We start from the raw sequence: 16,019 nt of genomic DNA, 5'->3' as shown, positions 1-16,019 counted from the left end.
TCATCATAAATGTAATGTTTAAATAAAATTGATTTGTACCTATTCGAACAGCTTCCCTCAATTAAAAGAGGGAAGCTGTTTTGTTTTATGTGCCGTCTGCTAATACAAATAAAAATTGCGTTGAAGGCGTACTTTTCGGTATCTTCGGTATACCGCTTACATATGCCTTGTTTTCCTCGGATAGCCTCCGTAGCAACCATACTTTTGCTATACACATAAAAACAAAAGAATATGGCAAATCAATTTTTAATTAAAGAGACGATGGCGGATATGCGAGGCTTATCTGCTTGTGAAATTCTGGCATTACAGAGCGGATGCTGTGCAGGAGTGGAACTATTAGGGTATTATGAGAAAGGGGATACCCCAGCACCTATTATTTACACACGGAGTACAACTTTATTGGCAGACAACGGCGGGAGTATTGTCGAAACTGGAGGCATCAAATTGGAACACCAATTTATTGAACATGCCAATGCACTTTATTTTGGTGTCAGTACCTCACTTGCTGATAATGCCACGCGCTTGACTGTGTTCTTCGACTATCTAAAGGAAAACAAAGCGCTAGAAGGGGTTTTACCCATCGGAACGATCGCCTATAGTCAGACACTAAACTTTGTTTTCGAAGGAGCCAAGCTTAGAGGACAGGGAAAAGGCACCATATTGAAGTTTACTGGATCTGCAGACAGGGCTTTTGAGATTGACGCATTTAAAGGTGGTACCGAAACAACCCAGTTTATCAACAATATCACTATCAGTGATATGGTTTTCTCCGGAAATGCCAACACCACCATTACCTTATACCTTAGAGGTATTGCACGGAGTAAGTTCTCCAATGTGTGGGTAGGGGATGGCAAGAATAGTAGTGATGGATATGGATGGTACCTCGCTTCCGTACAGCTGACACAATTTTTGGGCTGTGGATGTAGCAAGTATCTCACCCCAATGGCAAGCGTCCCATATGCAGGTATATTTATCGGATTGGGACAGCGTGGTAGTATCACTGCGGGTAACAGTACCAACAACACGTTTTATCAAAACTATTTTGAAGATTTGAGCATTGGTGTATTGATGTCCCAAGCTGACGAAAATACCTTTATCGGCGGAAGCTCAGAAGCCAATAGCGTATATGGCATCGTTGTGGGTAAGGATTGTAAGGTAAATACATTCATCGGTGTCGGATTGGAGGCCAATCCTGTTGATGTTTCCGATAGCTCAAGTTATAGTACTTATACCAATTGTTACTTTGGGAATATCCTGCGTATAGGCAGCACAGCCAAGCAGATCTCTGTTGTCGGAGCGATGATCGGACGGATTGAAATACAAGATGGAGCACGATATATTGAAATCAAGAATTCTGTCTACAACCGATTTAAAAATGGAGCAAAAGGAATTTTTGATTTAGGGAAGCGTACATCCTTTGTTAATGTAGAGGATTTTGACTCAGAAGAATTTATAAAACAAAACATCGAAATCGATGGGACAGTAGCTGCCGATTCATATGAGGTAAAGGAAAAAAATGATATCCTTACGCCAATTAACAGCATTAATCCTGTAGGAGGATTTTCCCCGATTATTATTAAAGATACAGCACCATTCTGGCCGATTCAGGGGGTTGCATTGGGAGTGGACAGAACAGGGAATTTCAATGATACTAATTCCATAAGCTCCTTTCGGATATTTTCAAAAGCCAATACCCTGGATGAACTATATTTTACCAAAAAGCTTTTTGGTACTGGAGCGACAACGGATTGGTCGCCCTTACGTAGGCTTATTCACGACAATAATCTCGCAACCACCACGATTAAAGGCATTGTCTCACAGTCTGCGGTAGTAGCCAATGTCGTCGCGAGTAACGGTACAAAATCAGTTCTTAATGATGCCGCTGATTTAGCTACTTCTGTAGCCCTGGTGAATGACCTGAAATCCAAATACAATCAGGCAGTTGATCTGATTAACGAGTTGAAGGCTCAGCTAAATGCGAAGTTACAGTCTGATCGAGCGAGTGGTCAACAGTCAAATTAACGATATTGAGCTGTTAGAGAAATGGAATATTCGCAAGGATATTCCATTTTTTGCTTAATAGGGACGTTCTATAATTTTGAAAAGCAGGCAATCCAATAAGTACTTTTCGGTATCTTCGGTATACCGCTTACATATGCCTTGTTTTCCTCGGATAGCCTCCGTAGCAACCATACTTTTGCTATACACATAAAAACAAAGGAATATGGCAAATCAATTTTTAGTTAAAGAAACGATGGCAGCTATACGAGGCTTATCTGCCGCTGAAATTACAGCTTTACAAAACGGAACTTATGAGGGAGTTCAGTTATTAGGTTATTATCAAAAAGGGGATACCCTAGTGCCGATTGTTTATTATCTAGCGCCATCTACTCCCGATCCCGGACCGGACGATGGGGGCAGTGTGATCATCGTAAGCAGTATCAAACTTGTTCATCAATTTGTCGGCCATGTTGATGCAGTATATTTTGGTATGTCTCAGTCGAAATCCTCTAGCGAAAATAAGACGATTGCTCAAAAAGTAATTAATTATGCAGCTATTAATGAAGCAAAAAGCGTAAACTTTCCGAAGTGGTTTAGGGTGGTATACTCAGATTATACAAAATCCACATTCGCTAAGCATATTGAAGCACTCATACAATAAGTCATTATAAAAATGTAGTGCTACAATAAAATCGATTTGTACCTATTCGAACCGCTTCCCTCAAATTAAAAGAGGGAAAGCTTTTTTTGGGATTATTCTGAATATAGATCTATAAAACCCGTTTTTCAAGAATAATGATATTTCCTTCATTAGTCATCTTCTGAAAACCCAATTTTTCCGCAAATTTAAGTGCTTTAAGATTCGTTATTTCTGTCTTTGCTACCAATACGTTTACCTGGTACTTTTCTTTTGCCAATGCTATCAACAACTCAAAAGCTGCAGACATTATTCCTTTTCCCCAATATTCGAGCAGCAGAGAACCACCAATCTCAATTTTCTTTTCTTCCTGATTCCAGTGGTGTAAGGCGCAGTCACCAATAACTATATCCTCATTTTCCACAGTTCGTATACTGTAGAGTTCCTCACAAAGAGATAGAATATGTTCTGTAAACTGTACCGGATTCATATGCTCCCCATCAGTTTTCCGATCCTGAATGGCTGATTCATTTCCAAAATACAATCGGTAAAATGACTTAGCATCTTTCAAAGAAATTTCTTTCAATATGATCTTTATATGGTCTCCGTCCGATTTAATAACCTCCATAAATTATGAATTTAATGTTTATTTTTCGATAACTGCTGATGGCAGATCTTTCAGTTCCCTCAACACGATATTCAGATCAGTTTGAGGTTCGTGTATCTCCTGCAGTTAAGGTAGTAAAACCTGCAGATTTCTGCAATTTCATTGATTTGAACAGTATCGGGATCAAACAAAAGGGGCATGGATTCCAGTAGTAGGGTTCCATTACCTTTTTATTTCGCTTAAGAAAAAAGAAGGGAAAAATTCCTTTTGAGTTTGAAAATCTACTGCGCTCTGGGGACTTATTTTATTTAAATATTCGAATATATAATTTTGGCATAATATCTGTTGCCGTAGCAACAGTTGTTCATGTAATTGATCCTAATTTAAAATAAATACGCTTGATAAATGATAAAAAATTTTGTTGTTGTTTTACTGTTTTTAGTTACAACAGTATTTGCAAACGCGCAGTCCATGAAATTAACTCCCAATGACTTTGTAGATGCTGCAGACGAATCGAAGAATTATGTCGTCCTGAATTTTGCAGGAAAATCGCAAAGTGATCTGTATAAAGCAGCGCTGAAATTTGTGAACTCGTATTACAATAACCCGGAGAAAGTTACGACAAAAATAGAAGGTGAGCAGATTGTCGTCGATGCGATGAAAGTAAAAGCAACGGCTTGGGGTAGAGGTAATGATCTTGATTTTTTTTATAAGATTACCATGGACTTTAAGGATGGACGGCTGCGTTTTTCTCCCAATTATAAATACCTCGAAAACTACAATGGAATTGAGTACCCATTGGTCAAAAAAAGTAATCTTTGGGTAAAGACAGCCCTTTTCAATACAGATGGTAAAGTCAGGCGAGAAGCGGCGAAGCAGGAATTGGAACAGTTTATCAATAATTATATTATCGCGATTACAAATAGTATAAATATGAGCAAGTCGAATGACAACTGGTAAAAATATACCAAATAATATGTTAAACAGCCTCCATGGGAGGCTGTTTTGCTCTCCAGCCCATGGACTTGATATCTCTATCTATCTATCTAGTCCTAAGGTCTGAACGTATAATATTCCGGATATTCCGCTCACATATAACTTATTTTCCTCAGATTGTCTAGTCTAGAGCCATACTTTTGGCTCCCCCAGGGTGTCTTTATCAGTTAAAGCCAGACCCGCGGAGTGAATAGCACTCGTCTTTCAAATAAAATGGTAAACGGTGTTTGCTCTTTTTGTATAAATGTATTTTGTTTTCAGATAAATTCTAAGTAATTAAAATAAATATGGTATAAATATATCTTATTTAATACGAAGTTTTAAGTACCTAAATATTATTCCAATGTGCCCAGCTTCGTGGAAGTTAGCAGCTTGAAGTGCTTGAATGCGATTATTTATAAAAGATGCCAATCGGTAAGCTAAAGAATTGGTGTTTTATTACTTCCCGCCACTTAATAAAATTTCAAATAAAACAACCTTGGATAAGTATTGTATCCAGAAAGTGATAAAATGAAAATTTACGCAAACGTTTGATTTAAAAGCTTGACTTTTAATGCAAAAAAAATCCAGTATGTTTGATTAAGAACAGCAATATTATACGCAATTAAACCAGCTATTAAATTATGAAATCAAAATTGTTGATCAAAGATATTTCAGATTTTGAAATGTTGGTGAATACCCATACCGACAAGCTGACACAGACTGCTTTCTTAAAAATTGGAAACCTGCAGGATGCGGAAGATCTTGTGCAGGATCTCTTTATCAATCTCTGGGTCAAAAGAGAGTCCATTGTTATACATGGTCCCGTCTACAATTACCTCTATGTTTCCCTGCGGAATAAAATTATGAATTATTTTGCTAAGGCCAAGCTTAGCCAGGACGTGAAAAATAAGCTTGCACTAAACCTTGAAGTCGTAGATCTTTCCTTGGTCAATCTTTTGATCGAGAAAGATCTAAACATCTTGTTTTCGGAAATTTTGAACGAGTTACCTGATCACATGCAAAAGATTTTTAAGCTACGCAACGAAGATTTTACCCTCAAAGAGATTGCTGTCGCTTTAGGATTGGCCGAACAGACCGTCAAAGGATACAGTGCAGAAATGCATCGCCGTATTAAAGCCATGTTAATAGAGCGTCATCCCGAATTTGCTCGTTCTCTGACAGTAATGCTTTCCTTTTTGCTGGTCAAATAATTTTTTAATTTCTTACATACTTTTGATTATCACCAACTGTCTTACTAGAAAGAACACATCTAGAAAGGATTACCAGTGGATCAAAACCAGTTAAAAAAACTAATCAAGAAGTACCGGGAAGGTACAGCGAGTGCTGCGGAGAAATTTGTCGTGGAATATTGGTATGAATCCTTGGGGCAGCAAAAAGACGAAGATCCAGAAATAAAATTAATTCCAGACCGCAAAAATCTTAAGCAGCGGATTATTGGGGCTGCTTCTGAATATGCAAGTAAGCGATCCGCTAACCGACGACGTTTTATATATGTCGCTGTCGCGAGCATCATGCTGTTTATGCTATCAACCGTTTTATATAACCAGTATTTTTCAACGTCGCATATTGACCGCCTGATAAAGCCAATCAAAATAGTATATCTCGATAGAGGAACGATATCCACTGGTACTGCCGAACGAACGACAGTCATCCTGAACGATGGTACGAAAGTGATCCTCAATGCCAACTCAGGCATAACGGTCGGCAATTACGACCGTCGGCGTGATGTGAAACTCTATGGTGAAGCCTTCTTTGATGTCAAGAGAGATCCGTCTAGACCCTTTACGGTACATGGCGGTGGATTACATATCAAGGTGTTAGGTACCAGTTTTAATGTTAAGGCTTATCGCGATATTAGTAATACATCGGTATCGGTGTGTACAGGTAAAGTGCAGGTTGACAACAACGAGAAAAATCTGCGCACATTGCTGGCTGATGAAAATATATCTTACGATCGCAAATCTAGCAATTTTAAATTGACCAATGCTGAATATTCTTTAGAGAACTCATGGCTATCGGACCATGTTAAGCTGGATCAGGCAAGTTTTGAAGAATTAAACCAAAATTTTAAGAATTTCTATGGATTCTCACTCCATACAGCCGATGAGAAATTATTAAAGGATCGTTATAATATTAATTTCCGACAATCCAAAACAATGACAGCCGCGCTGGAAGAGATTCAGTTATTGACCGGTAAGAAAATTAGTTTTAATAATAAGCAGGAGGGAAAAGAGATCATTTTATATTAAATATAAAAGGGCTCACATAGTGTAAGACCCTTTACAGAATTATATGGAATCTATCTCACCCGATTCCATACCCGGTTTCATTGACGTAAAACCTTAATCAATACAAAATTAACAAATGATTAACAAAAAACTAATAGTAAAAGAAAAAAGAAGCAACAAATACCTTTCTTTAAGTCTTGGTGGGGCGCTACTGCTATTATCCGGCACTTTTCCATTGAACAGTATATATGCACAGGAGAATGCCAAGATCTATAACCAGAACTACCAAAAAACAAATCTGCGGGATGTTATCCTGGATCTACAAAAGAGATCTGGCTCAGATATTTCTTTTACAGAGAGCTTGGGTCTAAAAAATATAAATATAGCGAGATTCGATACCAAAAATGAGTCTTTAGACCAGGTCTTACGAAGACTATTATCTCCCTATGGTATTCAGGCAAAAAAGACGGATAGTGGATTTGTTTTAGCGCGACAGGCACAACGTCAAGTAAAACCTATTTCCGGAAAAGTTGTCGATCCCTCCGGTACACCGGTTTCGGGAGCTACCCTAAATTTAAAGCGCTCCAACACAAAATCCAAAACTGATGACAAAGGGATGTTTCTGCTGAATTCGATTTTTCCTTCGGATACGCTATCCGTGCATTTTATGGGATTTAAACCGATAGATACTTTAATTAATAGTGACCTCACCGGAGATTTTGTGATTCGGCTGGCAGCTGACCGGGCGCGCGAGCTTGATGAGGTGGTCGTTGTGGGATATGGTGTTCAAAAGAAAGTTAATCTCACGGGATCTGTTGCGGTTGTCGATGGCAAACGTTTACAGGACCGACCGGTAAACAACGTTTCCCAATCACTTTATGGAACAGTCAGTGGTCTGACCATCGCATATGGTAACAATGGTTTTGAACCCGGCGCTGCACCGTCGGTACAGATCCGGGGGCAAGGTAGTCCGTATGTCCTGATCGATGGCACCGCCGGAGATATTAATACCATCGATCCGAACACTGTTGAAAGTGTTTCTATCTTAAAAGATGCAGCTGCTTCGGCAATTTATGGCGCCCGTGCACCTTATGGAGTGTTGCTGATAACAACCAAATCAGGGAAAGCTAATCAGAAACCTCAGATTGATTTTTCGATGAATGGCGGACCTACAACCATTATCAATAAACCGAAAATGGTTGATTCCTACACGTTTGCCCGCGCCATGAATGAAATGCATGACAACCAGGGGGTTGCCAGATTGTTTTCAGAATCTACGATCGACAGAATCATAGCGTATATAGATGATCCCTCATTACCTGAGACCGTGCCTGATGCCAACAATCCGAAGAAGTGGTCCACCTATCAATTCTCAAACGGCAATAATGACTGGATAGATATCCATTATGGCAATGGACGCCGGATGCAGGAAAATTTATCTGTCAAAGGAGGATCAAAAGACATGGCCTATTTTTTGTCTCTTGGACATGCATCCGAAAAAGGGGTTTTCAGAATCGTCGATGATAAGTATAAACGCTACAATTTTCAGGCTAAGCTTGATGCCAATATTACGGATTGGTGGAAGATCAGTTCGAATACTCGCTTGACAAATGAACAGCGCAACCGACCGATCTACAATGGTGAAGGGGGATACGGAATGATAATTCACCAGATTTTCAGGACGCATCCCGAGGTTTTTCTTAAATCACCAAATGGTTATTACTCGCAACTTTCTCGGGTGCCGCAGATGAAAGCGGGGTATCAAAAATTGACGGACAATAATCTGGTTCAGCGTTTGGCCACAGAGATCAGCCCTCTTAAAAACTGGAAAATCAATGCCGATTATTCCATAGATTATAAAATCTACAATTATGAGGGCGTCAATCAGGTGGCTTATGAGGATGAAGTAGATGGTACGCTCGTGCCAATATCGCTTACGGTTCCTTCCTATATCAGTAAAGACAAATCCAATACCACCTACAAAGCCCTTAATATTTATACAAGCTATAATTTAGATTTTGGAACGGATCACCATTTTATTGCACTTGCTGGATTTCAGAATGAAATTAATTCCTATGACCTTCTCAGTGGTTTAAAAAGGGAACTTATCACACCAGATGTGCCTTCCTTAACAACTGCAACCGGTGAAATGCAGATATCCGATGCCCTTAGTCATTGGTCTACATTAGGCTATTTTGCTCGTTTAAATTATAATTATGCGGACAAATATCTCTTTGAGGGTAATATACGATATGATGGTACATCGAAATTTGCTCCTGGTAAAAGGTGGGGCTCGTTTCCTTCGCTATCAGCAGGATGGGTGGTTTCAAAAGAGAAATTTTGGACTGGCCTTCAAGCTTATGTTCCTTTCTTTAAGCTTAAAGGATCCTGGGGACGACTAGGAAATCAGAACGTTGAAGCCTATCAGGATCTCGCATTATTGGGCGTCAAAAGTAATTTAGGTTGGCTTATTGATGGCATGCGCCCTGCATACACCACCGCACCCAACTTGGTCAATCGCTTTCTCACATGGGAATCATCCCGTTCAACGAACATGGCCGTCGAAGCGGGTTTTCTACAAAACCGTCTGCAGGCCGAATTCGAATATTACCAACGCTTGACCTATGACCGTCTTGGCCCAGCTCAGGCACTTCCAGCGGTATTGGGAGCAAATATTCCTAAAGAGAATAATTCTGAACTCAAGACCAAAGGCTGGGATTTTAGCTTACGCTGGAATGGAAAAGTCGGCTCGGATTTTAATTATTCCATAGCGGCCAATGTGTTTGACTATAAAAATATAATTACAAAGTATACCAATCCTACGGGTATCCTGACAACGGACTATGTGGGCAAAGATGCTGGAGAAATCTGGGGCTATGAAACCGTTGGCTTGATCAATACAAAGGAACGCGCTGATGAGATCAACGCTTCTGGCTATCAGAAATTTATCAATGGTCAGACTTGGCAAAAGGGAGATGTTGAATATCGTGATCTCAATGGAGATGGGGTAATCAATAAGGGCAAAAACACCATAAATGACCATGGAGACCTTAAAATCATTGGTAATACAACCCGTCGCTATCAGTTTGGACTTAATTTAACAGCCAACTATAAAAATATCGATATAGCGGTATTTATCCAAGGTACTGGAAAGCGTGATCTATGGTTGGATGGCAATGTATTCTGGGGTTTTAGAGCCTGGAATCAATCTTCCCTGTTCCCGCACCACATGGATTACTATAGGGATACCGAAGGTGACCGCTATTCGGGGCTTGGTATAAATACGAACGCTTATTATCCTCGTCCTTATAGTAACACCGGTCAGGACAGCAAAAATAAAGAGGTTCAAACGCGCTATCTGCAGAATGGTGCCTATGCACGTCTTAAAAATCTTCAGATCGGATACAGCATTCCGCCGCTAATGCTCCAAAAAATCGGATTGAAGCGCGCACGTATCTATTTTTCCGGTGAGAATATCTATACTTTATCTAAGCTTCCCGTCGGTTTCGATCCTGAGACGGCGACTTTAGGAGAATTAGGAAATGGAAAAAGTATGTTTTCACAGGCGATTTGGGCATTCGGAATGAATATCTCACTGTAGCCACATTTGCTATTAAATAATAAACGGCTATTAGTAAGTGCCAGAAAATTTATAGTAAGAAATCAATAACCAATGAAAAAAATTATAATCTTAATATATACAGCAGTCTTTTTACTGTTTATCAGTTCCTGCTCCAAAGAATTTTTGGATAAACCACCATTGACAGAGATCGATAATGAAATCTACTGGAAAACGGCAAATGACCTGGAAAATTATACCATACAATTTTATACGGTATTCCCAGCGTTTAACACAGTAGGTAGTTATTTGGGATCAATCGGTTGGGATGGTACGCGAGGATCCGACGTGCAGATTTACAGTTCACCAAGTACAGTCTGGAATGGTACCGAATCGCCGGTTTCATCAGGCGGAAACTGGACCTGGGGTAATATCCGCAGTGTCAATATCTTTTTCAAGAATTATACGAAATGCAAAGATCCTTTTGAAAAATATAAACAGTTTTTAGGAGAGGCCCATTTCTTTAAAGCTTGGTTTTATTTCGAAAAAGTCAGGCTCTACGGTGACGTTCCCTGGTATACGGATCCATTGGAGATGGACTCCGAAGAATTATTCAAAGCACGAGACCCACGTACAACGGTAGTAGACTCGATTTTGGCACACCTGGATAAAGCGATTGAATATTTGGAACCTGTGGCTACAGTAAAAGGTAAAAACAATCGGCTTTCTAAACAGGCTGCCCTGCTCTTCAAATCCAGGGTCGCCCTATTTGAAGGCAGCTGGCAGAAATACCACAAAGGTACAGCATTTGGTACAGCTGGCGCTGATCCCAATAAGTACTTCCGGCAAGCTACTGCCGCCGCCGAAACGCTGATGGATGCAAAATATGGCATGTCGCTGTATAGCAACAACGATCCCGAAAACGATTACTGCAAACTATTTTCCCTGAAAGATCAGCTTGCCAATAAAGAGGTGATCCTTTGGAAGGCATATTCGGTCAACCGTGATTTGTCACACTCTTTTCAGATCTACGTGTCCGATCGCACTGCGGGGATATCCATGACTTTTGAGCAGATCCAGCATTACCTTGGCCGGAATGGTCAGCCATACGATTATTTTACCCTTGGTAAGACTGTGAAAGGCAATGCTTTTTTAGAAAAAATACGGGCCGATTGTGATCCGCGCCTATCTCAGACGATTTGGACACCAGGAGCTTTGATGTGGGATAATGGATTTGGTAAAGCCACCTTTAAAAAGCCATTTCTGGACAAATCCGGTGAAGCATTGAATAATACCGGTTTCCAGATCCGGAAGGGAAATGATCCAAAATCGGCTCTAGCAGGTGGTGGTGTTTCCTGGAGCTCAAGTGATGAAACCGGTGCAGTCATCTTTCGTTACGCCGAAGCCTTATTGAATTATGCTGAAGCGAAGGCTGAACTCGGAGAAACAGTCGATTATACCAAATCAATCAATCTGCTCCGCAAAAGATCAGGTATGCCGGATTTTGCTATTAGCGACGATCCAAATAAGGACAAGTATGCTGACTATGGTTATAATATATCAGACCAGTTGAGAGAAATCCGACGCGAGCGCACCGTAGAACTTGGAGCCGAAGGATTTCGCTATGACGATATCCGGAGATGGGCCGCCCATAAACTGCTGAAAGGCAAACGTCCCAAAGGTTATCCATTTTTGGCCTCGGATTGGACGGGTACAAAAATCAACTATAAAGTTGATGCGGACGGTTTGCTGGATCCTTTTGCAACTCAGCTGCCGAATGGCTATGGATTTAAGGAAAACCGCGATTATCTCGAATGTATACCGCTAAATGAAATCACATTGAACAATAACTTAAAACAAAATCCAGGATGGGAATAAAAGTATTTTTGCCATTGCTGTTCATCCTATTTTACAGCATGATCCAGGCTCAATCTGTTATTAAGATCGGTCTTATCGCCGATCCACAGTACGCAGATAAGGATACCCGTGGGAGCCGTTTCTACCGAAATTCACTTGACAAATTGGATTCGGCCGTCACAGCGATCAACAGGGAAGAGGTGGATTTTACGGTCATGCTTGGCGATTTGGTCGATGTAGGACCCAAAGATCTGCAGCCGGCGCTTCAACGACTCAACAAGCTTAAAAGACCGGTCTACAATATCTTGGGAAACCATGATTATGTGGATGTTGATGACGGGGCTCATTTATATGAGTTATATAACATGCCAAATCCTTACTATACTGTAGAAAAAGGTGAATGGCTGTTTATCATGCTCAATACCAATGAACTTGCCGAATATGCCACTAAGGCGGGATCAGGCCAACGTGAGGCTTGGAAGAAACTCAATGATATACTGAAGAGAGCAAAAAGAAACAATGATCAGCCCTGGAATGGAGGCATAAGCGAGAAACAGCTGAAATGGATGGAAAGACAACTTCACAAAGCCCATTCGGCATCCAAAAAAGTGATTGTTTTCACACATCATCCCTTGTGCCCAGAGAATGGCCTTGAAGCACTGAATAACCGGGAGATATTGGCCCTTATCGAAAAATATCCGGTTGTAAAGGCGGTGATCTCAGGTCATCATCATCCCGGTAATTTTGCAAACTATAAAGGCATTCCGATGATTACACTCGAGGGCATGATCGAAACCGCCGATCAGAATGCTTTTGGTGTTTTGGAGCTCAATGACCATCATCTGAATATTCATGGAGCAGGGCGGATGACAGCCAGAAAAATTAACTTTTAACGATATACTTACTATTTAAACAATAAAAATTATGAGAAAAACAACATTAATGTTTGGCAAAGCAGTCTGTATGTTTGCCTGTATGACTTATCTATTTGCGGGCTGTCAGAAAGATATTACCCAAATTCAGGAAAACGCGCCCAAAAAAACAAGCAAAGTCAATACGACATTGGCTGGTCCGACCTTTGTAAGTGCACATCGGGCCAATGATCTGATTAAGGTTGATGAGATTATCAACGAAGGGATTAATAGCCTGGAGGTGGATATCTATGTTGCCAATAAAAACGGCCAGCCAACCTGCCTAATCGGACATGAAGCCGGAACAGCAACAGGACAGACATTGGAAGAGTATTTTGCCAACCTAAATCAGAAGCTTCCGGGCTATACTTCCCTTTGGTTGGATTGTAAAGATTTGAACAGCGCCACAAATGAACAATTATTTTTAAAGACTTTGAAGAAAATGGATAGCCTGTATTCCATTAAAAACAGAGTATTGATAGAAAGTATGTATCCGCAGCATTTGACAGGCTTTAAGCAGCTTGGTTGGAAGGTAAGTTACTATTGCAACTGGTCAGATTTGAGCGGCAAGCCAGCTGCGCAGCAACAGGTTGTCATGGATTCTATGTACAGCAAGTTGACTACCTATGGTGTGGATGGAATTAGTTACGATGCATCTGTCGATAATGCGATGAAATCTTACTTCCCGACCAAAACCGTTGGCACAGAACGTGTGAAGATGTATGCATGGGCACTATCACGTTATTACGGAGAAGCAGACCTCGCAAGCAAACTGGCAGGATATTCACATCTCGATATATTATTGATTACATTTTACTCGCCACAAGGTATTTTGACAGATGGAGCCAATTACAAAATCGTATCTGCATTAACGAAAGAGCCGAGCAAGCTGGTTGATGCCAACGGTAATCCTCCAGTTAATGGTGAGGATGTCACCTTATGGACTTATAATTATCCGACAACGCCCAATCAGGTCTGGAAATTGAGAAGTGTTGGAAGTGGATATTATGCCTTGAAGAATGTGGCTGATACGACTAAAGTATTGGAAGTACGGGGCGGTGGATCGGCAAACAGCACGCCTGTTCAGGTGGCCACATTTGCAAATACTTCTGCACAACGGTGGAAGATTACTTATGTGGGAAGCGGCAATTATAACCTTGAGCCAGCATCTGCCATAGGTAAAAACCTTGATGTAAATGGATCAAGTACCGCCAACGATACGCAGATACAAATCTATTCAGCGCATACAGGCAATGCACAGAAATTCAGGCTGGTTAAACAATAAGAAATTGCGATCATGACAACAACTGAAATGGTAAAGATCAAATATTTATATCTATTTTTCGCGGTTTTGAGTTTTGCAGGCTTTTTGCTTCTCTCATGTGAAAGAGATCATGCCGTAGAGCATAATCCGTCCGAAACAGTTAGCAAAAAGGGTTCGAGTCTGATCCAGGGAGATATCAATGATCTGACGCTTGCGATTCCTATGGGTGGGAATGCGTTTGTGACCAATGGATCCGGTGGGGCAGAGATTTTTGATAATTCAAATTACGGGCTGCGTAACTGGACCAGCCTTTCGGCTGTGGTAAGTTCCTATTTTAAGGTAACACAATCAGGTACTTTACATTTGGGGATACGAGGCTACGTCACCACAGGCACGAGTGTGGTCCGTTTGACCGTCAATGGACAGAGCTTCGATGTGACCATGACAGGTGGAGCGCCTGCAAAAGACTATTATGCAGGAGCAGTGCAGATTGCTGCACCTGGTTATGTAAAAGTAGATCTACAGGGAATAAGCAAAACTTCGACTTACATCGGTAATATGACCGATATTCTTATCGGCGGTACGGTAGCTTCCTCCGGTCTTACCTATGCGAACATACCTGCAAGCTATTATTTTTCACGTCGTGGCCCTTCGGTACATTTAACGCCAAGTCTTCCTACTGGAAATTCCTATGAATGGATGTATAATGAAGTGACTGTTCCCGCAGGACAGGATCCTGTAGGTAGTTATTACATGGCAAATGGATTTGGACAAGGATATTTTGGCTTTCAGGTCAATTCAGCGACACAACGAAAAATTATATTTTCCGTATGGGATCCAAGCAATGAGGCTGACGGTAAAACCACTGCAGTGAGTAGCGGTACAGATGTGGTCGTCAGTGGTTTCGGTGGCGAGGGGACAGGCGGAAAAAGTAATTGGACATACGACTGGTCAACCGGGACGACGTATAAGTTCCTGACAAGAATAAGACCGGACGGGTTAGGAAGTACACTTTATTCATCTTGGTTTTATGTTCCAGAGTTAGGAACATGGAAATATATTGCGACCTTTAAAAGACCGGCTATTTCAACCTACATAAAAGGTGCTTACTCTTTTCTTGAAAATTTCAATAATACGATGGGCTACTTCGGCCGAAAAGCATATTATTCAAATTTTTGGGTTAGGACAACAACGGGTACATGGATCGAATCAACTTCTTGTAAATTTAGTGTGGACGGCGCAGGTGATAATAATCAACGCGGCGATTATAGAGGTGGAGTTGAGAACGGTAAGTTCTTTTTGCAAAACGGTGGATTTTTTAATGATTTCGTAGCGGAAAATACTGTTTTTACAAGACCTGCTACTGGTACTGCTCCCAATATAGATCTTATTAATTTGCCCATGAATTAAAAATTTTGTAGGTAGTGGTGTTCAATTTGGCGCAACGCATGGATTATTTCATGACGTTGCGCTTTTTTGTTCCACACTTTTTACTAAAGATAGAATGTATTTTCAGTAGAGGTCATTCTTGTTGAATTTGTGATTGTTTTTGAAAGAAAGCCTATTTTACAATACAGAAAAAATAACTTAATAATTTAAGGGACAACTTGGTGCTATAGCCATAGATAGGAAGGACGATGGCAGCTATAAATAGAGTTGATAGCCAATGCTTAAAAATATAAGACCATTTTAGACCATTTTGCGTTAGGCTTTTCATCGTTTGGTCAACTATGTTTTAAACGAAAGCAATAATTTATGTTTAAAAAATGTGTAATCTTCTGTAATGTAGCTAAAGTTAACGCGACGTCCACCACAAATTATGTCGCTGACTGTGAATGTGATAAAAACTAAACCAAAACATCTTCTTGTTTGTTTACTAATAATATTAGTATTTTTGATCGGAGCAACTACCAAAAATCAAAAGCCACAATACAGGGCTTTTTAGGCAATTGAAAG

General features: G+C 40.5%; 12 protein-coding genes. 11 read left to right on the top strand and 1 reads right to left on the bottom strand.

The genetic code is table 11. The annotated features are described in order from the left end of the window. Nucleotides 1-231: 231 nt before the first annotated feature. Both ACK8HY_RS06420 and ACK8HY_RS06415 read left to right on the top strand, forming a co-directional pair. The gene (locus tag ACK8HY_RS06420) at nucleotides 232-2,022 is read left to right on the top strand and encodes a hypothetical protein (RefSeq protein ID WP_416133142.1); all 1,791 of its coding nucleotides are present in this window, start codon (nucleotides 232-234) and stop codon (nucleotides 2,020-2,022) included. A 202-nt stretch (nucleotides 2,023-2,224) separates the two neighbouring features. Beyond that, nucleotides 2,225-2,662, top strand: coding sequence for a hypothetical protein (locus tag ACK8HY_RS06415; protein WP_416133141.1), 438 nt, complete (start codon nucleotides 2,225-2,227; stop codon nucleotides 2,660-2,662). Nucleotides 2,663-2,771: 109 nt separating this feature from the next. Here ACK8HY_RS06415 and ACK8HY_RS06410 read toward each other — a convergent pair whose 3' ends face one another. Next, entirely contained in the window at nucleotides 2,772-3,266 is a 495-nt protein-coding gene (locus tag ACK8HY_RS06410) for a GNAT family N-acetyltransferase (RefSeq protein WP_416133140.1), read from the bottom strand. Between the two features lie 38 nt (nucleotides 3,267-3,304). Between ACK8HY_RS06410 and ACK8HY_RS06405 the strand changes: the two genes are divergently transcribed. The 9 genes from ACK8HY_RS06405 to ACK8HY_RS06365 all read left to right on the top strand — a co-directional run bounded on the left by ACK8HY_RS06405 (nucleotide 3,305) and on the right by ACK8HY_RS06365 (nucleotide 15,473). Beyond that, on the top strand, nucleotides 3,305-3,457 hold the full coding sequence (locus ACK8HY_RS06405) for a hypothetical protein (protein WP_175991932.1): 153 nt from the start codon (nucleotides 3,305-3,307) through the stop codon (nucleotides 3,455-3,457). Nucleotides 3,458-3,650: 193 nt separating this feature from the next. Continuing rightward, nucleotides 3,651-4,205, top strand: a complete 555-nt coding sequence (locus tag ACK8HY_RS06400; RefSeq protein ID WP_077432851.1) for a DUF4468 domain-containing protein — start codon at nucleotides 3,651-3,653, stop codon at nucleotides 4,203-4,205. Nucleotides 4,206-4,864: 659 nt separating this feature from the next. Beyond that, a complete protein-coding gene (locus ACK8HY_RS06395; protein WP_416133139.1) occupies nucleotides 4,865-5,434 on the top strand; it encodes an RNA polymerase sigma factor in 570 nt (189 codons plus the stop codon). Between the two features lie 75 nt (nucleotides 5,435-5,509). After that, a complete protein-coding gene (locus ACK8HY_RS06390) occupies nucleotides 5,510-6,493 on the top strand; it encodes a FecR family protein (protein WP_416133138.1) in 984 nt (327 codons plus the stop codon). Between the two features lie 115 nt (nucleotides 6,494-6,608). Then, nucleotides 6,609-10,073, top strand: a complete 3,465-nt coding sequence (locus ACK8HY_RS06385) for a SusC/RagA family TonB-linked outer membrane protein (protein ID WP_416133137.1) — start codon at nucleotides 6,609-6,611, stop codon at nucleotides 10,071-10,073. Nucleotides 10,074-10,145: 72 nt separating this feature from the next. Further along, complete coding sequence (locus ACK8HY_RS06380; RefSeq protein WP_416133136.1) at nucleotides 10,146-11,909, top strand: RagB/SusD family nutrient uptake outer membrane protein; 1,764 nt, start codon at nucleotides 10,146-10,148, stop codon at nucleotides 11,907-11,909. After that, nucleotides 11,900-12,781, top strand: coding sequence for a metallophosphoesterase (locus ACK8HY_RS06375; protein WP_416133135.1), 882 nt, complete (start codon nucleotides 11,900-11,902; stop codon nucleotides 12,779-12,781). Before ACK8HY_RS06380 ends, ACK8HY_RS06375 begins: the two co-directional genes overlap by 10 nt. Before the next feature lie 31 nt (nucleotides 12,782-12,812). After that, the gene (locus ACK8HY_RS06370; protein ID WP_416133134.1) at nucleotides 12,813-14,084 is read left to right on the top strand and encodes an RICIN domain-containing protein; all 1,272 of its coding nucleotides are present in this window, start codon (nucleotides 12,813-12,815) and stop codon (nucleotides 14,082-14,084) included. Nucleotides 14,085-14,096: 12 nt separating this feature from the next. Next, nucleotides 14,097-15,473, top strand: a complete 1,377-nt coding sequence (locus ACK8HY_RS06365; protein ID WP_416133133.1) for a DUF3472 domain-containing protein — start codon at nucleotides 14,097-14,099, stop codon at nucleotides 15,471-15,473. Nucleotides 15,474-16,019: the final 546 nt, after the last annotated feature.

Origin of the sequence: Sphingobacterium sp. NGMCC 1.201703 (assembly GCF_047784615.1) — a bacterium.
GTDB lineage: Bacteria > Bacteroidota > Bacteroidia > Sphingobacteriales > Sphingobacteriaceae > Sphingobacterium.
This window is presented reverse-complemented; position numbering and strand designations above follow the sequence as displayed.